At 52.4% G+C, this 20,151-nt stretch carries 17 protein-coding genes and 2 riboswitches; of the genes, 11 read left to right on the top strand and 6 right to left on the bottom strand.

The genetic code is table 11. From position 1 onward, the window contains the following. Window positions 1-8: 8 nt before the first annotated feature. From AAIG11_RS11780 to AAIG11_RS11765, 4 genes are all read right to left on the bottom strand, one after another. On the bottom strand, window positions 9-161 hold the full coding sequence (locus AAIG11_RS11780; protein WP_283408745.1) for a response regulator: 153 nt from the start codon (window positions 159-161) through the stop codon (window positions 9-11). Further along, window positions 143-1,501 (bottom strand): ATP-binding response regulator, encoded by a 1,359-nt coding sequence (locus AAIG11_RS11775; protein WP_343186444.1) that lies wholly within the window; start codon window positions 1,499-1,501, stop codon window positions 143-145. Before AAIG11_RS11775 ends, AAIG11_RS11780 begins: the two co-directional genes overlap by 19 nt. Before the next feature lie 47 nt (window positions 1,502-1,548). After that, on the bottom strand, window positions 1,549-4,146 hold the full coding sequence (locus AAIG11_RS11770) for a chemotaxis protein CheB (RefSeq protein WP_343186443.1): 2,598 nt from the start codon (window positions 4,144-4,146) through the stop codon (window positions 1,549-1,551). A gap of 86 nt (window positions 4,147-4,232) precedes the next feature. Further along, complete coding sequence (locus AAIG11_RS11765; protein ID WP_343186442.1) at window positions 4,233-4,367, bottom strand: hypothetical protein; 135 nt, start codon at window positions 4,365-4,367, stop codon at window positions 4,233-4,235. 248 nt (window positions 4,368-4,615) lie between these two features. On the opposite strand from AAIG11_RS11765, the gene AAIG11_RS11760 reads away from it, so the two are divergent. From AAIG11_RS11760 to AAIG11_RS11710, 11 genes are all read left to right on the top strand, one after another. Beyond that, the gene (locus tag AAIG11_RS11760) at window positions 4,616-5,503 is read left to right on the top strand and encodes a fructose bisphosphate aldolase (RefSeq protein WP_283408742.1); all 888 of its coding nucleotides are present in this window, start codon (window positions 4,616-4,618) and stop codon (window positions 5,501-5,503) included. 217 nt (window positions 5,504-5,720) lie between these two features. Further along, a riboswitch (cobalamin riboswitch) is annotated at window positions 5,721-5,899 on the top strand. Window positions 5,900-6,106: 207 nt separating this feature from the next. Next, window positions 6,107-6,820: a CbiQ family ECF transporter T component gene (locus AAIG11_RS11755; protein WP_343186441.1), complete on the top strand. Its 714-nt coding sequence runs from the start codon at window positions 6,107-6,109 to the stop codon at window positions 6,818-6,820. Next, entirely contained in the window at window positions 6,817-7,608 is a 792-nt protein-coding gene (locus AAIG11_RS11750; protein WP_283408740.1) for an energy-coupling factor ABC transporter ATP-binding protein, read from the top strand. The genes AAIG11_RS11755 and AAIG11_RS11750 overlap by 4 nt, the downstream gene beginning before the upstream one ends. 173 nt (window positions 7,609-7,781) lie before the next feature. Beyond that, window positions 7,782-7,962, top strand: a riboswitch (cobalamin riboswitch). 164 nt (window positions 7,963-8,126) lie between these two features. Next, a complete protein-coding gene (locus AAIG11_RS11745) occupies window positions 8,127-8,609 on the top strand; it encodes a hypothetical protein (protein ID WP_283408739.1) in 483 nt (160 codons plus the stop codon). Between the two features lie 61 nt (window positions 8,610-8,670). Beyond that, window positions 8,671-9,279, top strand: a complete 609-nt coding sequence (locus AAIG11_RS11740; protein WP_283408738.1) for a CbiM family transporter — start codon at window positions 8,671-8,673, stop codon at window positions 9,277-9,279. Continuing rightward, on the top strand, window positions 9,279-9,743 hold the full coding sequence (locus tag AAIG11_RS11735) for a hypothetical protein (RefSeq protein ID WP_283408737.1): 465 nt from the start codon (window positions 9,279-9,281) through the stop codon (window positions 9,741-9,743). Before AAIG11_RS11740 ends, AAIG11_RS11735 begins: the two co-directional genes overlap by 1 nt. A gap of 29 nt (window positions 9,744-9,772) precedes the next feature. Then, window positions 9,773-11,446, top strand: a complete 1,674-nt coding sequence (locus tag AAIG11_RS11730) for an ABC transporter substrate-binding protein (protein ID WP_343186440.1) — start codon at window positions 9,773-9,775, stop codon at window positions 11,444-11,446. Between the two features lie 3 nt (window positions 11,447-11,449). Next, entirely contained in the window at window positions 11,450-12,412 is a 963-nt protein-coding gene (locus AAIG11_RS11725) for an ABC transporter permease (RefSeq protein WP_283408735.1), read from the top strand. Next, the gene (locus tag AAIG11_RS11720) at window positions 12,405-13,241 is read left to right on the top strand and encodes an ABC transporter permease (RefSeq protein WP_343186439.1); all 837 of its coding nucleotides are present in this window, start codon (window positions 12,405-12,407) and stop codon (window positions 13,239-13,241) included. The genes AAIG11_RS11725 and AAIG11_RS11720 overlap by 8 nt, the downstream gene beginning before the upstream one ends. Further along, entirely contained in the window at window positions 13,238-14,272 is a 1,035-nt protein-coding gene (locus AAIG11_RS11715; RefSeq protein ID WP_283408733.1) for an ABC transporter ATP-binding protein, read from the top strand. Before AAIG11_RS11720 ends, AAIG11_RS11715 begins: the two co-directional genes overlap by 4 nt. Continuing rightward, window positions 14,265-14,990 carry an ABC transporter ATP-binding protein gene (locus AAIG11_RS11710; protein ID WP_343186438.1) on the top strand — a complete coding sequence of 242 codons (726 nt, stop codon included), beginning with the start codon at window positions 14,265-14,267 and terminating at the stop codon, window positions 14,988-14,990. The genes AAIG11_RS11715 and AAIG11_RS11710 overlap by 8 nt, the downstream gene beginning before the upstream one ends. Before the next feature lie 97 nt (window positions 14,991-15,087). Here the strand turns inward: AAIG11_RS11710 and AAIG11_RS11705 are convergent, their stop codons facing one another. Then, a complete protein-coding gene (locus AAIG11_RS11705; protein ID WP_343186437.1) occupies window positions 15,088-16,815 on the bottom strand; it encodes a diguanylate cyclase domain-containing protein in 1,728 nt (575 codons plus the stop codon). A gap of 313 nt (window positions 16,816-17,128) precedes the next feature. Then, on the bottom strand, window positions 17,129-20,113 hold the full coding sequence (locus AAIG11_RS11700; RefSeq protein WP_343186436.1) for a response regulator: 2,985 nt from the start codon (window positions 20,111-20,113) through the stop codon (window positions 17,129-17,131). Window positions 20,114-20,151 lie beyond the last annotated feature (38 nt).

Raw genomic sequence — 20,151 nt, 5'->3', positions numbered from 1 at the left:
GATGCGGGTCAACGTTCGTTTGTTTTTCCCATCAACTGATGAATCAAGATTTCCAGTTTCGTATCTCCAAAGGGCTTTGCCAGGCATTCATCCACGCCGGCCTCGAGGCACTTTTCCCTGGAATCGGCAAGCACATCTGCCGTCAGCGCAATGATGGGCATTGGAGAGTGTCTGTCATTGATTTTTCCAGAATACATGTGAAATAGAAACTGCTGCCGACGCCTTCCTGACTCTCAAACCATATGGCACCTCCCATTTTTTCCACCAGTCCCTGGCAGATGGACAGCCCCAGCCCACTCCCCCCATATTGACGGGTCGTCGATAAATCGGCCTGGCTAAAGCTTTGGAACAAAACATGTCTTTGATGGCTTGAAATTCCTATACCTGTATCTTTCACAGCAAATTCAAGTTTGATCTGGCGTGTGTTCTTTATGTCAATTGGTTTCACCCTCACCGTGATGGTTCCGGCATGTGTAAATTTAACGGCATTCCCAATGAGATTGGATAACACCTGTCTGATTCGGAAAGGGTCGCCTCTCAGAAGCGGCAGTTCACCCCCGTCATGAAGATGAATCTGCAAATCCTTTTTCGCCGCAGCTACCCGAAAGACGTCTGCCGCTTCCTGCACCACCCTTTTCAATTCGAAATCGATGGTTTCCAGCTCGATTTTCCCGGCTTCTATTTGAGAATAATCAAGAATGTCTGTAATGACTTTTATCAGCACATCAGACGTGGTTCTTGATATTTTGACATACTCCTTCTGTTCATCTGAAAGGGGCGTCATTTCAAGCAGCTGCAGCATGCCCGTCAGTCCATTCAGCGGCGTTCTGATTTCATGGGACATATTGACAAGAAACTGGCTTTTTACTGCATTGGCAGCTTCAGCTTCTTCCTTCGCTTTGATCATTTCCATTTCAGCCTTCTTGCGCACCGTAATTTCTTCCAATATGACCCGCCAAACTGTTACCCCATCGACATCAGCTGCAACAGCCGTGGTCAGATGGGCCCAGAAAGGTGACTCTCCCGAACACACCAGTCTCAGTTCACATTCCTGAGACTGGTTGGTCTCAAGCACTTCTTTTCGATGAAAGTAATAGACATCCTGGTCTTCTTTGAGAATGAAGCTGGTGAATGGTCGCTGGACCATTTCTTTTCGCGAGGCTCCCAGTAAATTAGCCGCCGTGAGGTTTGTCTCAAGTATCAGTCCTTCTTCGCTTAACGTACAGTACCCCACCGGTGCCAAATCGTACAGATCAAAATATCGCTCCCGGGAAGTGATTAACTCTGCCTGCATCGTTCTCAGCTCTTCATTCTGAATTTCCAGTTCAATTTGATGAACCTGCAACTCATGAAGTGTTTCGCTGATCTCCCTGGGAAGTGGTGACGCATCCTCCGCAGCCACCCCCACCGGTCTGCCTCTGATCAGCTCTTCAGCCTGTTCCCGCAGTCGCTGGTCAACACCCTTGTCTTTCTCATTTGTTTTCTGGTTTTCGGTTGTCATGCAGGTTCCTTCCTTTCTCAATTGCTAAAGGAGGTGATATCACGCCATTATTTCCGGTTCACAAAGGTCAGTACGGCTCCTTCGATCACATTTTCGAGGGTACGATAGGGCTGAATGTACATGGTGTACTGGTTGCCTTCAATCGACTGCACTTCCACCTCTTTTGGAACAAGGGTGTCCAAGACCGCCCGGGTATCCTCTACCAGGCTGTCATAGCCCATCAGGTTGTTGACGATATGCCCCACCGGGCGCCCCACATCACTCAGAATCAGATTAATGATCTGTGTGGCGGTGGGCGTAAACCGCATGATGCGCAGCTGATGATCCACAAACACGGTGGCGATCCCTGTACCTGCCAGCAAGTTGTTCATGTCGCTGTTGACCCTTGACAGGTCGGTCACCTTATTCTGCAGCTCTGCATTCACCGTTGCCAATTCTTCAACCATTGATTGCAATTCTTCCTTCGATGTTTCCAGCTCTTCATTGGTTGACTGAAGCTCTTCGTTCACAGATTGCATTTCTTCATTGGATGACTTAAGCTCTTCATTGGAAGTTTCCAGTTCTTCGTTGGTCGCCTGAAGGTATTCTTCCATCTCTTGGAGTTCCTGTTTGAGACGTGCATTGCGCAGGTCATTTTCAGGATCATGCGCCATTTCCTTCACGGTACACTGATCGATGACAGGCATTGGCTCAGGAGCTTCTTCCAGAATGATGAGGTACAGGGACTCTTTCTCTGAAGATAGTGTCTTGGTGAAAACGGATCGAATGGTCATGTTTACCATGGTGAAATCGCCATTGATCTTCACCTTCAACCCCTGATGCCGGGCGGTTTCTTTGGAGGCCGCCACCTTGTGAAGCGCCGTTGTCAGGGGGCGTTTTAATCCTTCTCTGGCCATTCTGATGATGTTTCTGTCAAATTCACCCGGCGCCGGCTCCAGGTACTTGCCGCTTTGACCATGGAGATAGAGCAAATCGCCTTTCTCATTGACCAGTGCCCCTGCCAAATTCATGTGCTGCAACAGCCCTTGATCGGTCAGATAGCGCAAGGTGGGTTCTGTGGTGTTGGCCCTTTTTCCCTTTGATGGATGAGAAGTCCGCTCATCGGCGACCGCCGCCGGGGGCAGGTATTGCCTGACGATGTCTCTATTGGTCAGCGGGTTGTTTTCTTTGCGCTGGTAGATCTTGTGTTTGCGATCCATGTGCGAAAACATTTCGCTGAACTCCCCCACAGATTCTGAAGTGCCTAAAAATAGAATTCCACCTGTGTTTAATGCGTAGTGAAACAGGGGTATCAGTTTTTTCTGCATGTCACTGCCCATATAGATCAGCAGGTTTCGGCAGCTAATGAGATCAATCCTTGAAAAAGGCGGGTCTTTCACCACGCTCTGCTCTGAAAAAATCAACAGATCACGAATGTTTTTTCTCACCCGATAAAAACCCGGACTGCCATTGGTGCGATTGGTACCGTGGGCCTCATTTGGTTCAGGTGTAAAATGCCGGGCCAGTCGCTCTTCTGAAATATCGGTGGCGATACCGGCAGGATAAATACCGGCGCGCGCTGTCGCAATGGCTCTCTGATCAATATCAGTGGCAAAAATGTGAATTTGGTCATTTCGTTTCATCTTCTCCTGATATTCGGAAATCAGAATGGCAAGGGAATAGGCTTCTTCACCGGTGGAACAGCCAGGCACCCAGATGCGCAGGGGGATCTCTGGGGGTCTGTTTGCAAAAAGGGTTTCAACATGTTTTTCCAGGGCTTCAAAGGCTTCTGGGTCTCGAAAAAAGCTGGTAACCCCAATGAGGAGATCGCGAAAAAGTGCCTCCACCTCCTGGGGAGTCTGCTGCATGTATTTCACATATTCTTCAAGGGTATCTGTTTGATGCACCGCCATGCGTCTTTCAATGCGGCGGTTAATGGTACTGGGCTTGTATTGGGAAAAATCATGCCCTGTCTGGTTTCTCAGCAGCGAAAATATTTTCTTCTGCACATCTTCAGTGACCTGCGTCGCTTCAACCGGCAGAACCGATTTGCCATAATGGTGGGCTGCATAAGCCATCAATTGTGCCGGCATCTCTTCAGGAGAAAGCGTGTAGTCCGCCAGGTTTGTCGCGATGACACTTCTTGGCATTCCGTCATAATCAGAGGAATCCGGGTCCTGTGCCATGACCATGCCGCCTTCTTCTTTTACCGCTCTTACGCCAAGGGTGCCATCACTGCCGGTGCCAGACAGCACAATACAGATGGCGCGTTCATGCTGATCTTGTGCCAGCGAACGGAAAAAGAAATCAATGGGCAGCCGCTGCCCCCGGGGGGCCGTCGGTTTCTCAAGTTGCAATGCACCCTGCGAAAGTGATAAGTTATAGTTAGGCGGAATAATGTACACACAGTTGGGTAAAACAACCATGCCATCCTCCACTTCATACACTTTCATATGCATATCAGTGAGCCGCCGGATCAAATCTGCCAGCAGGCTTTTATGATCGGGTGCCAAATGCTGCACCAGGACAAAGGCCATGTCAGGCTGTTTGTCAGCAGGCATTCCTGAAAAAAAAGCTTCGAAAGCTGCTAAGCCGCCTGCGGAAGCGCCAATACCGACAATGGGAAACTGGTTTTTTGAGGAGTGTTCTGTTTTCTCTTCCGGCATAAAAGATGCCTCCTAACTTAATAAGTACAGGTAAGTCGTTTGCTTTTCAGATTTTTCTGATTCCATCATCTTATATCTACCCAAACTCATCGCATCCACCCAAATTTATTATTTTTACCCATTTTTTTTGTTTTTATCCATTTTTTATCCACATTTTTAAATCCATATTTATATTTCTTATCCCCGCCAATCGATGTCAGCCAAATTACCCATGCGTACACCGACTTCTCCTCGCTGCTTCAAATGAGATACTCCTTTTGTTCAACAACGTTCAACAACTTTCACTAGCTTTATCCAGCAACTCTCACCCCTGGCCTTCAAATCCTGATAATTCCTTTCCCGGGAAGCGTTTAAACCCATCGAATCCGGATATCATCTTACTGCGGGATCACGTTACAGGCTTACCCGTATATCGATCTGCATGTGCAGGTTGACTCGTCTTGTCGAAATATGGAAATGGGGTAAATGCATGAACATGCACCAGCTTAAAAAAATGGGCAACGGCAAGGGTTTCATTGCGGCACTCGACCAGAGTGGCGGCAGCACCCCCAAAGCATTGGCAGCCTACGGCATCTCAGAAGACCAGTACACCGGTAAGGAGAAAATGTTTGAACTCGTCCATGAAATGCGCTCCCGAATCATGACCAGTCCCGCTTTCACTTCTGGTCATATCCTGGGTGTCATTCTGTTCGAGCAAACCATGGACAGTTTAGTTGACGGCATGCCCACCGCAACCTACTTATGGGAAAAGAAAGGGATTCTTTCCTTCCTAAAAGTTGACCAGGGGCTGGCAGATGTTTCAGAAGGCGTCCAACTGATGAAGCCCATGACTGGTTTGGATGAGCTGCTGGCGCGCGCTGTAAAACATCACATATTTGGCACAAAAATGCGTTCTGTGATCAAAAGCGCTGTTCCCGAAGGGATTCGAAAAATTGTCGACCAGCAGTTTGATTACGGGAAGCAGATTCTTGCAGCCGGACTGGTTCCCATATTAGAGCCGGAAGTGGATATTCACAGCACCGACAAAGCCGAATCTGAACGGCTGTTGAAAATTGAAATTCTCAACCATCTCGACCAGTTGCCTGAAGATGCACTGGTAATGCTGAAGCTCTCCATACCAGATCGGGATGGTTTTTACCAGGATCTCACCACCCATCCCCGGGTTCTGCGCGTGGTGGCTTTATCCGGCGGTTACAATCGGGAAGAAGCCGTTGAACGCCTGTCCCGAAACCCGCATCTCATCGCCAGTTTCTCTCGCGCACTGGTGGAAGGGCTGACCGCACAGCAAACAGACAATGCCTTTAATGCCATGCTGAAAGATGCCATTCGGGATATTTACATGGCATCCATCACCTAACACCGCCGGCTTTTTGATTTTTGCATTGCTGCCTCCCCGGCAGGCCGACTTTCCCTTTGCCGGCGACTGCAATTTGACAAGCCTTTCGCCAGCACCTATACTGAAGTCAGAAGAAACTTGAAGAGGCTTAAAGAACGTGAAGAAGCTTGAGAAGGTTAAAGAAGCTTAAGAAACTTGAGAAGATTAAAAGAAGCTTAAAGAAGCTTGAGAAACTATATGACATTGATTTGTTTAAGGTGCTTTCGCAGGAAAGAGAATCGGGAAGACCGGACATGCCGGCGCGGACCCACCACTGTGAATGAGGACAATGCCCTGACAGGCCACTGGGTGACCCTGGGAAGGCAGGGCGGCGGAAGACTCATGAGCCAGGAGACCGGCCTTGAACAATGACCATTGCTGCCTGCCGCAGCGGTGGTTTGACATGGATTTTAGATGGGAAAATCCCTGGTGGCTCGCAGCCTGCCAGGGATTTTTGCATTGAAACCATGAGCGCATCAGTATGAAGTATCTTTTGACTATTGACTATCAATCTGATGACTATCAATCTGAATCAGAAAGCAGGAAGCCTTCATGCCCACGCCGCCCGCAGCCAACCACGCTTCAATGCTGAGATCAACCTCATTGCTGGTGACCCACCCCGGCCTTGCCATTGTCAACGCCTTTGTGGTGCTGTGGGGCATGGTGCTGCTGGAGCGGCCGGAAACAATGGCACTGCTGCTGCCAGTGCTGTTGCTTTTTCTGTTCACCGGCAACCGGATGACTCCCGCCGCCTGGTGGCGGCTTCTCATGGTTCTGCCCATGCTGCTGGTACTCACCCTGCCCCTGCTCATCGCCCAGGGCTGGCCGCCGCCCCATGAAAACCGTCTCATCGCCGCCACCCTGGCCCTGCGGATCTTCAACGCCACCCTGGTGCTGATCTACCTGGGCACCAGCCGCAGCCGCGAAGCATTGCTGGAAGGCCTCACCCTTCTGAAAATGCCTGAGGTGATGACCACCATTCTCCTCCTCAGCTTTCGCTACTTCATCATGGTGCGCCAGGATGTCATCAGCGGTCGCCGGGCCCTCCAGTCCCGGGGCATGGAAAAACTGTCCCTTAGAGAGCAGCTTCCCTTCTGGGGAGAATGGATCGGCGGCTTTTTTCTGAAAGCTTCCGATCATTCCGAACAGGTTTACCGGGCACTGAAGGCCCGGTCTTTCAATGGCCACATTCCCTCAGAGACACCGCCCCCCATGGGGCTTGTGGAGAAGGGTGTCACCCTGCTGCTGATCCTGTTATTTCTGTGTTTCATCTTTCTGGAAAGGGGGTTGCTGCCATGATGGTTCACATCCAAAACCTGTTCTATACCTATGGAGACGGCACCACCGGCCTGAAGCAAATTCACCTGCAAATTGCCCCCGGCCGACGCACCGCCCTGCTGGGCGTCAATGGCAGTGGTAAAACCACGTTGCTGTACCACCTGAACGGCACTTTTCTGCCCCAGCAGGGCCAGGTAACAGTGCTGGGCATTCCCGTCACCCGCCAGACGCTCCCCCAGCTGCGGCGGCAGGTGGGATTTCTCTTTGATTACCCAGACCACCAGCTTTTTGCCACCACCGTTGCCCGGGATGTGGCCTTTGGCCCCCGGAATCTGGGATTCTCCAAGACAGCAACAGCCCAGTCTGTCACCCGTTCCCTTGATCAGGTAGGCCTGGCCGCACTGGGAGAAAAGCCGCCTTATCAGCTGAGCCTTGGGCAGAAAAAACGGGCGGCCATTGCCGGTCTGCTGGCCACCGACCCCCAACTCATCGTATGTGACGAACCTTTTTCAGGCCTGGATCCCCATGCTCAGGAACAGTTTCGCCAGGTATTGGATGAGTGGATTGCCCAGGGACGTTCCCTGATTTTCAGCACCCATGATCTGGAACTGGCCTATGCCTGGGCAGACGAAGTCATTCTGCTGCGGGAAGGGGAAGTGCTGGCCCAGGGCCCGCCTCTGGAGGTGCTCACCGACGCTCCCTTGCTGACAGCCGCCAAGCTCCCCATGCCCCTGCTGGCCCGGCTTTTTGCCGGTCATCCCCGTCAGCCCCGAAATGTTGAAGAAGCCCTGGCCTTGATAAAGGACTGAGCCTCAACTCAAAAGTGATTCAACTTCATTCGCTTATTGAGAGAAGATCGAGGTGGCGTCACGCCTATCGAGGTCGAGCAACTTCTGATGCATGACCCACAGACGTATGACCTGCAGACGTATGACACACATTTGACAAACAGGCTTTCTCCCCCTATACTGAAGGTAACTGAATCGGACAATCCTTTTAAGGTGCTTCGAAAGAAGAGAATCGGGAAGCCGGGCAAGCCGGCGCGGACCCACCACTGTAGATGATGACAATGCCCTGTCAAACCACTGGATCAAAAGATCTGGGAAGGGAAGGGCGGCGGAGGAATCATGAGCCAGGAGACCGGCCTTGAAAGCAGCCAGCAAGCATGGGATGTATGCCTGTTTGGCGACCAGAGGATTTTTGATGGGAAAAACCCTTGGCCAATGGCCAGGGGATTTTTTTTGTCAGTCCTGTCCCTCCCTGAAAGGATCATCTATTCAGCTCACATACACCACGTTCACATCAACCTTTTTGGGAGGAATCAATCATGAAAAAAAACATTTTGAGCCTGACCATCCTGCTGCTTCTGGCCGCCCTGCTGTTCCATGGATGTACCGGCAGCACTGCCGAAAATGACCATGGCCACGAGCATGGCGACCTGCCCTACGAATGGAGCGGCGAACTGAATCTGGAAATCGGAACTTACGAAATCACTTTTGAAGAAAGTGAAGATGAATCCATGGACCTGGCCTTTGTACTGATGGATGGTTCCATCACCGATCTGGAACATCACGGCCAACACGTGCTGGAAGCAGAAAAAGAAGTGATTGCCGCCGATGGCACCTTCACCGCCCTGCCGGATTACGGATACACCCTGAAATTGAACCCGGCGGGTACTCATTTTTACTTTACCATTGAAGAAGCGGGGCGGTACATGCTTTTTGCCGAACACCTGCCGGAAGAGTTTAACCTGCAGTTTTTAGGCCAGACCGGCGAAGTCCTGACCCCCGAAAATCAAATAACCCACTAAGCGAATGTACACCAAGAGATGATAACCACTCTTGAACACCCATCAAAGGAGGCAATGAGCCATGCATTTAGCCGACGGTGTGTTGAACGCCCCCACCATCGCCATTACCTATGCGGGTACCGCAGCCCTGGTTGGCTATGGTCTGAAACAGATTCAGGAAGAAGAAATCCCTAAAATCAGTCTGATGACAGGCACTTTTTTTGCCGTCTCCCTCATCAGCATTCCCGTGGGCCCCTCTTCCATTCATCCCCTCATTGCAGGGCTGCTGGGAGTGATGCTGGGACGCCGGGCACCCGTCGCCCTCTTCATCGGCTTGCTGCTGCAAGCCATCCTGTTCCAGCACGGCGGTCTCACCAGTCTGGGGGCCAACACCCTCATGCTGGCCATTCCTGCCCTCACCGCCCGCCAGGTGTACCTGCGGCTCTCTCTGAGTCCCTTAGTGAAGGGAATGGTCGCCGGCGCGCTGGCCACCGTGCTCACCGTGGCTATTCTGGTGCTGTTGCTGGTAACCAGCCAGCCCCTCTTTGCCCGGGGTGCCGCCTCAGTGGTAAACCTGCTGATCATCGGCCACCTTCCCCTGGTGGCCATCGAAGCCGTCGTCACCGGCTTTGCCCTGCAGCTGATGGCCCGGGCCAAACCCCAGTGGCTTGAAGAAGGAGGGGTTGCCTGATGCTGGTTTTTCCGTCTTTTCCGTTTTTCTCCAGCCGCCATCGACTGATTTTTCCTGCTATTTCAGCCATGGTCATCATGAGCGCCATGCTCTTCATGGCCCTGTGGCAGCCAGTCTGGGCCCACTCCCTGCACATTGATCCCCTTGAAGGGGACCGGGTGCAGGTTTCCTATGACGGAGGCGGCTTTTCCCGCCGCACGGTGGTCACCGTACTGGACCCCATCGGCCACGTGATGGAAGAAGGCCGGCTGGATGATGAAGGGATCTATGCTTTCGGTCATCTGGAAAACCCCCACACCATTCTGGTGGATGACGGTTTGGGCCACCGGGCCCAGTGGATCGTCGGCACCACCCAGCGCCGGCTTCACAAATGGCCTGTGGTGGGTGGTATGTGGGTGCTTTTCGGAGGCGTCGCCTGGTTCTTCCACCGACGAGTCCATCACAAGCGGTCTGTGATTTCATGAAAAAAACACACCTGAAAGAAGGTCAATCAATGAAACAGTTATCTTTAGTCCCTCTCCGCAAAACGAATCAGCTCCCCACCAACGTCTTTCATGGAAAACAGCCTTTTACACTGCTGCTCACCCTCCTGTTGGCGATGATGCTTCTTATCACTGGTTGCAGCCCCGCTGCCCCCGCTGCAGCGAACGAACCCGCCGGTACCCCCGCAGCTGAAAGCACCGCCCCCGCTGTGGCAGAAGCCAACACCCCTGTTGACCCTGACGCTGAAATTGTACTGGCCGGCCGTCGTAACCTGGCCCCCGGCGAACGGGACGCCTACTACTGCAGCTCTATTCTCTTTGTCTGGGAACCCCTGGTGAGTCAGGACAGTAACGCCTCTCCCATTCCCGGCCTGGCAGAAGACTGGGAAATGTCAGAAGACGGCCACCAGTGGACCTTCCACCTGCGCCAGGGTGTTACCTTCCATGACGGCACCCCCTTTGATGCCGATGCGGTGCTGGCCAATTTTGAACGTATGGGCGGGGAAGTCAAAACGTCTTCTTTCTATCCCCTTCATGTCGACACCCACTACCCCAATCTGCAGGAAGTGCTCAAAGTGGATGACCATACGGTTCAGCTGGTCTTTTCCCAGCCTGCCCCCACCCAGCTTTACAACATGGTGAACTTCGGCAGTGCCATGTACAGCCCTCACAACTTCTCAGAAGATGGTTATTTCAACGGCCTTGCCCAGGGAACCGGCCCTTTCCGCCTGGTGGAAAATGTGCTGGATGAATACCTGGTACTGGAACGAAACGAAGATTATTACGGCGAAAAAGCCGTGGCCAACACCATTCGCATTCGAGTGATTCCCGATGTGGACACCCGCTTTGCCGCCATGAAGGCAGAAGAAATCATGGGCGTACTTGATTTAAGTGCCATCACACCCGCTTTGGCGGAAGAGCTGGTGAAAGATGAACGGTTTGGCCTTTCCAGCACCAAATCCACCATGATTCGTTTTCTCATTCCCAACGGCACCACCTTCCCCTTTGATGATGTGCGCATGCGCCAGGCCGCCAGCCTGATCATCGACCGGGAAACTTTTGTGAATGAACTGCATCACGGCTTTGGAACCCCCACCACCAACATTCTGAACTACAGCACCCCTTTCTATCATGACATCCCCGTGACCTACGACCCTGAAAAGGCCAAAACCCTGGCTGCCGAAGTACTGGGAGACCAGCGGGTGCCCATCACCTTCTATGTCAACGGCGGGGAACCCCTTCAAAAAACCGAGGCGGAACTGCTTTCTGTCTGGTTTTCTGAAATCGGTCTGGATGCCACCATTCAGGTGATGGAATGGACCGCGGTGCGGGAAGAAATGAAAGCAGGCACCCACCATTTGGCCCGGGCGCAACAGGGTTTGTCCAACAGCGAAGCCGCCACCATCTTCCGCCGGTTCATGCTTCCCGACGGTGACCAGAACGTGGGTTATCGCCTGGGTTACGATAATCCCCGGGTGAATGAACTCATGGCCGCCGTCGATGGCGAACTGAACCTGGACCGCCGCCATGCCATCTATCAGGAAATTCAGGAAATCTCAGCGGAAGAACAGCCCATCATCCCCCTCTTTAACGATGTCACCCTGCTGGTGTTCAATAAAAAGCTGGCCAACTATGATGCCCAAGTGTACGGCCTGGATCTGCCCGCCATCGGCTGGGCTGAATAAGCCATGAAACACACCATGGGCCTTTATGTATGGCGGCGACTGCTGGCCCTTGTGCCTGTTTTGGTGGGCATCAGCATCATCGCCTTTGCCCTGGGAGTGCTGGCCCCGGGAGACCCTGCAGAAATTGCCCTGAACCGCAGCGGTCTCTATACCCCCACGCCAGAGCAAATTGCCCAGGTGCGCAGCGAACTGGGCCTGGACCGCCCCCTGGTGGTGCAGTACGGGCACTGGTTTCAAAATCTGCTGCGGGGCGACCTGGGCACCTCATACACCAATGGTCGTCCCGTAGCCGGCGAACTGCTGCGCCGCCTTCCCCTCACCCTGCAGCTGGCAGGGAGTGCTTTTATGCTCACCTGTTTCAGCGGCCTGTTCTTTGGCACCCTGGCCGTAGTCTTTCACCGGGAATGGCCGGACCGCCTCATCAATCTGATGGTGAATCTGTTGTTATCCTTTCCCGGTTTTTGGCTGGCGCTGCTGCTGATTTTAGTGCTGGCAGAAAACCGGTCACTGCTCCCCACCAGCGGCACCGGCACCCTGGCTCACTTTGTCATGCCCACCCTGACCCTCTCTGCCGCCACCTCAGCCATTGCCATTCGACTCACCCGTGCTTCTCTGCTGCAGGAGATGGGCAAGCCCTACATGCTGGCCGCCAGAGCCAAAGGCCTCCACCGGTTTCGCCTTGTGGCCACCAATGCCCTCCCCAACGCCCTGCCACCAGTGATGGCCCTGCTGGGCAATTACCTGGGAGGTATTTTGGGAGGCTCTGTGGTTATTGAAAGTATTTTTGCCCTGCCCGGCATTGGCAGCTACGCCATCGAAGCCATTTTCACCCGGGATTACCCCGCCCTGCAGGGCTATGTCCTCATCACCGGCACTTTTTATGTACTGGTGATGCTGCTGGTTGATTTGTTGTCTGTAATGCTGAATCCCCGGGTACGGTTGGGAGGTGCTTCATCCCATGGATAAACAACCGTCTCTGCCCCCCGCTGACCTGGTGCTGCCCCTCCTGCTGCTGGGGGGGATTGCGCTGGCCAGCCTGGCGGCACCCCTGCTGGCCCCTTATGACCCCAACCAGATTCACATGGCTGCACGACTGCAGGGACCATCCGCCACCCACTGGCTGGGCACCGATACCCTGGGCCGGGATCTTTTCAGCCGAACCCTCTACGGCGGCCGTCTTTCTTTGATGCTGGCCCTGGCCGCCACCTTCCTTTCCATGCTCCTTGGCTTGGTGCTGGGCTCCCTTGCCGGTTATTTCAACGGATGGCCGGACCAGCTTATCACCACCCTCACCAATATTTTTCAGGGACTCCCCGGTACCAGTTTCATGGTGGCCATTGCCGGCATCATGGGCCCTGGGTTTCACAGCCTGCTATTGGGCCTGGTGATCACCTCCTGGGCGGGATTTACCCGCATTGTGCGGGCAGAGGTAATGCATCTTAAAGAAGAACCTTTCATCGAAGGAATACGCTGCCTGGGGGCAAGTCATGCCCACATTTTATTTCGCCATATCCTTCCCCATCTACTGGGCAACACTGTGGTGCTTTTCACCACCCGGGCGGGCCGTACCGTGCAGGCCATCGCCGCTCTCAGTTTTCTGGGATTGGGCCTTCAGCCGCCGGCACCCGACTGGAGTGTGATGATCAGCGATGCCCGTATGTATTACCGCAGCAGTCCCCATTTGATTCTCGTGCCAGGTGTCTGCATTTTTATGTTGCTGCTGAGCATCAACCTGATGGGAGATGCCCTGCGAAACCTGGCAGACCGCCGCAGCCAGGAGGTGTGGAAAGAATGACCGCAAGTTCCCATTTTCATACGAAAGAACCGATTCAACCTGTGATGACACCTGAAGCGGCTACTGATGCTCATGGTGAAGCTGCTACTGATCCCCCCCACCTCACCCTTGATGCACTGGCAGTGGATTTTCACCTGGCCACCGGCCCGGTGCGAGCCGTCAACGGAGCCAGCCTTACTTTTCATCACGGTACCATTCACGGTATTGTGGGTGAAAGCGGGTGCGGGAAATCAGTTTTGGGGCTTTCCCTCCTGGGACTGCTTCCCCCTTACGCCGCCGTCACCGGGCGTATCCACTATCGCGGACAAAATCTTCTGCAATGCCGCGAAAGAGATTTCAGAAGGTTGCGGGGACGATCTATCGGGCTCATCCCCCAGTCGCCCCAGGATTCCCTCAACCCTGTGGTGCCGCTGGGCCGTCAGCTGCTGGACGCTCTCTGGCATCATGCCCTTCCCCGCAGCGAAAAACAATCCCTCCTCTGCCGACTCTTGAATCAACTGGGGTTCTCTTCACCGGCATCACTCATGCAAGCTTACGCCTTTCAGTTGAGCGGCGGCATGCAGCAACGGGTACTGGCAGCCATGGGAGTGGCGGCAGACCCGGCCTGGATTCTGGCAGATGAACCCACCAAGGGCCTGGACCAGATCTCCAAAGAACAGACGGTGCAGCTGCTGAAAACCGTGACAGCCCAATCTCGCCGGGGACTGATTGTCATCACCCACGATCTGCCCATGGCCGCCGCTCTCTGTGACCAGGTGTCGGTGATGTACGCCGGTGAAATGTTGGAAACCGGGCCTCATACCCTGACCACCCCCTGTCACCCCTACACCCGGGGGCTGCTGGCATCTTTGCCGGAGAAGGGTTTTCAACCCATGGCAGGAAAACCCCCGGCTTTGGGCACCCGCTTCACCGGCTGTGCCTTTTCATCCCGTTGCCCCGCAGCCATGGCCAGATGCCAGACACAAAAACCACCGGAGAGTCGTCCCAAAGACGCCCCCCGGCAGAAAGTCAGGTGTTTTCTTTATGCTTGAAGCCCGCGCCCTTTCCAAAGGCTATGCCACCGGCCTCTGGCGTTCTTCTGTCACCCCCGTCTTTTCCGATGTGAGCCTGCATCTGGTACCGGGAAAAACCCTGGGGCTGGTTGGACCCAGCGGCTGCGGGAAAAGCACCCTGGCCCGGGTACTGCTGCGCCTGATTCCCCCTGATCAGGGAAGTCTCTGGTTTGATGGTCGGGAGATCACCCACCTCAGCGGGAAATCCCTGCTGTTTTTTCGCCGCCGGGTCCAGTTTTTGTCCCAGCACCCCCACACCTTCTTCAACCCGGCATACACCATGAGACACAGCCTGTTGGAAGCACTTCGGTTGCTGGGAGATATGCAGGGAGATACCTCTGATTCCCCGACTTTTCGACGACAGAACCCGCCACTGGAGCCCCTGCTGGAACACATGAAGCTGCGCCCCACCCTGCTGGCCCGGTATCCCCATCAACTCAGCGGCGGTGAGCTCCAGCGGCTGGCCCTGTGCCGCGCCCTGCTGCCCCAGCCCCAGGTGCTGATTCTCGACGAAGCCACCTCCATGCTGGATGTATCGGTGCAGGCACAAATACTGCACCTGCTGAAAGATCTGCAGGTGCAGCGGCAACTGGCCTATTTATTTATCTCCCATGATCACGAAGTGGTGCGCTGGATGAGTGACGAAGTGCTGTCCATGTCCTCCACAGGCAATGCCTCTTCAGTGGTTTTGCGGTGATGGCATTTCCTTGGTCTCCCCAACAGGAAAACGGCCCTGACTGCCATTCTCATTGATGGCTTTTTTCAGGGCCGCTTCCTTTTTTAATGATTGCCCTTCAAATAAACTGCCGCTGGTTGAACTTGTGCTCATACATCCGCTTTTCAGCCTGTCGCAACACTTCCAGCACATCCTGCCGTTCATGGGTTTTGGTGGCACATCCCACTGCCGCCAACAGGGGAATCGGCGACTCTTCATCCATCGCCATTGCCTGTAAGACCTTTTCTTCCAGGACTTTGGCAGCCGCAGCATCTTTTTCTGGTAACAGAATGATAAATTCATCGCCTCCGATGCGAGCACAGATTTCACTCTGGGTGCAGACACTCTCCAGTATCAGGGCCATCCGCCGCAGCAGCTCATCACCGATTTGGTGCCCATACACGTCGTTGGCCATTTTCAGTCCATTCACATCCAGCATTACCAACGACAATGGAAGAATCCCCTCTTTTTCCAGCCGGTTCAAAGTTTCTTCATAATAGCGCCGGTTGTACATTCCTGTTAGCTGGTCGTGATAGCTCAGGTATTCAATCTCCCTTTGCATTTCTTTGTTGCGGGTGATATCCAGCGAATTGGCCAGTGCCCGTTTCACACCGTCAATCTCCACAATGGTGAGGAGCACATCCTGCCAGTAGGTGGTGCCGTCGGCACGCCGGGCAAGCCATTCAAAACGCTGTGCCCCCGCTTCCACTGCCTGGCGAAAGATTTCAACGCCTCTTTCCATGGTATAGGGAGGGCCTGCCCATTCATTGATGGCCTTCATTTCTTCCAGCGTATCACAGCCGCTCATGGCCAGGGCTGCCGGGTTGGCATCCAGCAGCTCACCCGTTTCCACAGATCGAATGGTCAGCCCCCCCGGTGCCGTGGCAAAGAAGGAACGAAACTTCTCTTCACTTTCTTTCAGCACCCGCTCAATCCGTTTCCGTTCCAGAGACATGCCCGCCAGACGGGCGAAAATTTCCACCAGGTTATGATTTTGCAGTTTATTTCCCTTTGCCATGATCAATATAAAATCACCGATGAGCTTCTCGTCTTTTTCGATGCTGACGGCCACCATTTCTTCTATTCCAAAGGTTTTTTCAATCACGTATATGACAGCGGCAGGCACGCTGTCATCCATTAAATCTCTCATGCGCAGGCCTTCACGCACTACGGCTCCCCTGCTTCGCTCAATCATGGACTCGTTGTAGGTCCAGACTTTTCCCACCAAATTAAAACCGAGAATGCGAGAGGCCTTCTCCACGTGACCATGGGTACCACTTACGGCCATCGTCACCGAAGAACGGCCATCCGGTCGGTAAAGGTCGAAGGTGGCATACTTGGCTCCAGAAATAAAACGAACCTCATCTGCCACCCATTGGGCATCCAACTCTCCCTGGGGCATTGTCAGCAGCTTCTCAGAGATGGCAATCAGCCGTTTTTCCATGGTGATCTCAGATATATAGAAGGTGAAACAACCGTCACCAACGGACTCCACCACCACCCGGTGCCAGATTTCATCGGAAAACATGGGCTGCTCCGTCACCTGACGGCCACCCTTCAGGGCCACCTCACCAGCAAAGCCGATCCAATCAAAGGCACTGCCGACCATCTGCGGAAACAACTGGCTCATGCGGCGCCCCGTTATTTTGCCTGCCGACAGTTTCATCATTTCTTCGAAAGCCTGGTTGACCGACAAAATTTCATAATCGCAGGGCAAGCCATTGTCATCCACCAGCAAGCGGTGGTGCGCAATGGCTATGGGTGCTTCCTGTATCATGTGCTGAGCCTGTCGGCTGGATAGCGACACACCGGTTTTCCCCTCTCGTTTGAAACCACTTTTCTGGTGACCTTCCCTTTGGATGAATCTCTTGAGATAGGTCCTTTTTCTCATTTTACCAGAAAAATTGATTGTCCACCACCGTGTTGCTATGCCGTTTTCAAAATTAAAACTATTAGTTCTTTGTTTCATTTTATCAAACTACCGCTGCTCATGATCCATTGAATGAACCGAAGCAAAAATGGATTTTTCCACTCAATCGACCCCTCCAGTTGCCCTATTATATTGATCGTCCACTCAGTGCTTAATCACTTCATTTATGATGCTTCAGTTCATTCTATTTTCAGTTTTTGTCTGATTCAATCTGTTGCAGCATTGTCTGGATTTTCGCCAGTGTTTTTCGCAGACTTTCTTTGTCTTCCGCAGCAGTCTGAACCTCTGCTTTGATTGCCAGTTGGGCCAATGCTTTCGCCCGCAAGTTAGCGGCAGAACCGATCAGCTTGTGCATGGATTTTGTCGCCTCTTCAAACCGACCCTGCTCAGCGGCTGCGGCTGTATCGTCAATGAGCTTGTGCCAATCCTCAACGGCTTTTGTCAGCAATGATTCCGCTGTTTCTTCGTCGAATCCTATTTGCTGCACCATTTGCTTCAACATTTCTGTCCTCATGCTTATCTGTATGCCTTCAGTCTCTGTCAAGTCCTGTTTCAATCGGTCATCATAATGGACGATGCCTTCCTGAAGAAGGGAGTTTACCTGCTCAATATTAATGGGTTTAGACATATATGCATCCATGCCGGCCTTTAGGCATCTAACCTCGTCTTCTTTCATGGCATGAGCAGTCATTGCAACAATTTTAGGCTGTTGTGCCAGTTTGAGATTTCGAATTTGACGGGTGGCTTCCAGTCCATCCATTACTGGCATCTGGACGTCCATCAGGATGAGATCATAGATTTCCTGCTGGCATGCCTGCAGGGCTTCCTGTCCATTTTGAACCACGTCACATCGCATGCCCCGATTTCGGAGCAGCTGAACCATCAGGTCGCGATTGACGGCATGATCCTCTGCCACCAATACCCTGATCTTCTGCCGATGATGAGCTTCCCGCAGGGTATGCCGGGTAATGAGGGGCACTGCTTCGTCTAATTGCGTGTCCTTTATCACCAGGCTGGCAATGGTATCCAGTAAGTCCCGCCGCCGCATAGGTTTTGTCAGGTATGCATCAAATCCCATCTTTGTTGCATGTGAAGCTTTTCCATATTGCCCCGCAGAAGTGACCAGGCAAAGGGGTATCTCTTTGGTATCAGAGATGACCTTTAAGGCTGCAGCCAAGTCATCTCCGCTCATGCCGGGCATCTGTTGATCCATGACAACAGCGTGGACTGGTTCATTCCGCCGAGCCTGTTTGATCAACCGGTCGATGACGTCCACTCCACGAGTGCTTTCTGTGACCTGACAACCGGCTTCTTCCAGGTAACTGCGCAAAATTTCCCGGTTCAGTGCCACATCGTCTACAATGTGGATGTGTTTTCCTTTTAGAACCTGGTGATCTGTCAAGGTTTGCACCGGCGTATCGTCCATGGGCAGCGGCAGGGTAACGATAAAGGTACTGCCCTGACCAAGGGTGCTGTTGACGCTGATGTTTCCGCCCATGAGTTTTACCAGATCCCGCGTGATAGCCAGCCCCAGCCCACTGCCGCCATATTCCCGGGTTGTGGAAGCGTCAACTTGGGTGAAGGTTTGGAACAAGGTTTCCAAAGCTTCTTGCGGGATCCCTATCCCAGTGTCGGTGATTGCAATTTCAACCGTGCTGTAGTTTTCTGCTTTTTCAATTTCATGACAGGCAATGGTGACATGACCTTTTTCAGTGAACTTGACAGCATTACTGATGAGGTTGGTGAGGATCTGCCGAAACCGGGTAGGGTCACCTTTGACCTGATGGGGCAAACCCGGATGAAGCTGCAGATTCATTTCCAATCCTTTACTCTGGCCTCGGTGAGCTTGGCCCATAACAGCATCTTCCACGGCAGATCGGAGGTCAAATGGGATGTTTTCCAGTTCCATTTTTCCGGATTCTATTTTGCTGAAGTCTAAAATATCGTTGATTAATGTCAAAAGGGTTTCTGTGGATGTTTTAATATAGGCGATGTACTGGATTTGCTGTCGGCTCAGTTGTGTTTCTTCCAACAGCTGCAAAAACCCTAAAATACCGTTCATTGGGGTGCGGATTTCATGGCTCATGTTGGCCAAAAACTGGCTTTTGGCCTGGGTTGCAGCTTCAGCTTTGTTTGCGGCAAGCTTCAGTGCTTCATTGTTCTGTTCCAAGATACTGGTATATTGGGCCAGATCTTCTTCCAGTTGTTTACGGTCTGTGATATCCAGAGAGATATTGCCGGTTCCCTGTAGTTTTCCTGTTTCATCATAGATGGGGAACTTCTTTGTAAGCACCGTCTTTTTTTCGCCAGAATTTGTGAAAACCAGTTCTTCTTTTATCAAATACTCTCCCGGATTCAGCTGTTGTACCTGTTGTTCATCTTCCATGTAGCTTCGGATAGGTTCGATATTTGGAGAAATGCCGAATATTTCTGCATCTGTTTTTCCCAACAAGTCTTCCGGTTTTTCATATCCGGCTATTTGTGCAAATGCGGTGTTGGTTGCCATTACACGAAGGTTCAGGTCTTTGACAACTGCGATACTGTCGCTGTGTTCCACCAGCGCCGCCAACAGCTTCATCTGATGTTGGTATTGATGCAGTGTTTGTTTAAGCTTTTCTTTATTTTCAACTTCCTCAGTATCATCAAATAGGGCAAGTCTCCATTGTTCTTCATGATGAATTTTCGTCTTGACTGCTTCCAGACGAATCCACCGCCGACCCGTTTTCGTCTGCATTTTCACAAAAATGGGACTGGGCTCTTGGCCATCCTCCACCTCGCGGAGATAATGCTCCAACTCATTTTGGCTTTCTTGTGTCAACAACCTCAGAAATTGCTGCCCTTTCAATGGTTGATCAGGCAGTTCCACAAGCATGCGGCCTTGGCTGTTAATTTGTTTGATTTCGAAGGTTTCATTCAGTACCATGTAGGCAACAGGTGCTTCTTCAAAAAGGTTTTGAAAAGTATGGGCATCTTCTATGCATTCATCAATTAATTTTCTTAAACTATCTTCCTGCTTCACAAGCTGCTGATTTTGATGCTCCAGTTCCTGATGATACGTGCTGACTTCATCCACCAACTTCTCCACAACCTGTACAGTCAGTTCCCCGGCGGGTAAATGAGATTCCAGTATTTTCCGGATTTTTTGGTAGAGCGTTGTCGTGGTCTCTTTTCCCATTTTTTTCATCCTTTCAATACGAAGAACTGTCTTTTGTC

It is taken from the genome of Anoxynatronum sibiricum (assembly GCF_039414295.1).
Classification (GTDB): domain Bacteria; phylum Bacillota; class Clostridia; order Peptostreptococcales; family Tindalliaceae; genus Anoxynatronum; species Anoxynatronum sibiricum.
Note: the sequence above shows the minus strand (reverse complement) of the source record. Positions and strands in the feature narration are given on the sequence as shown.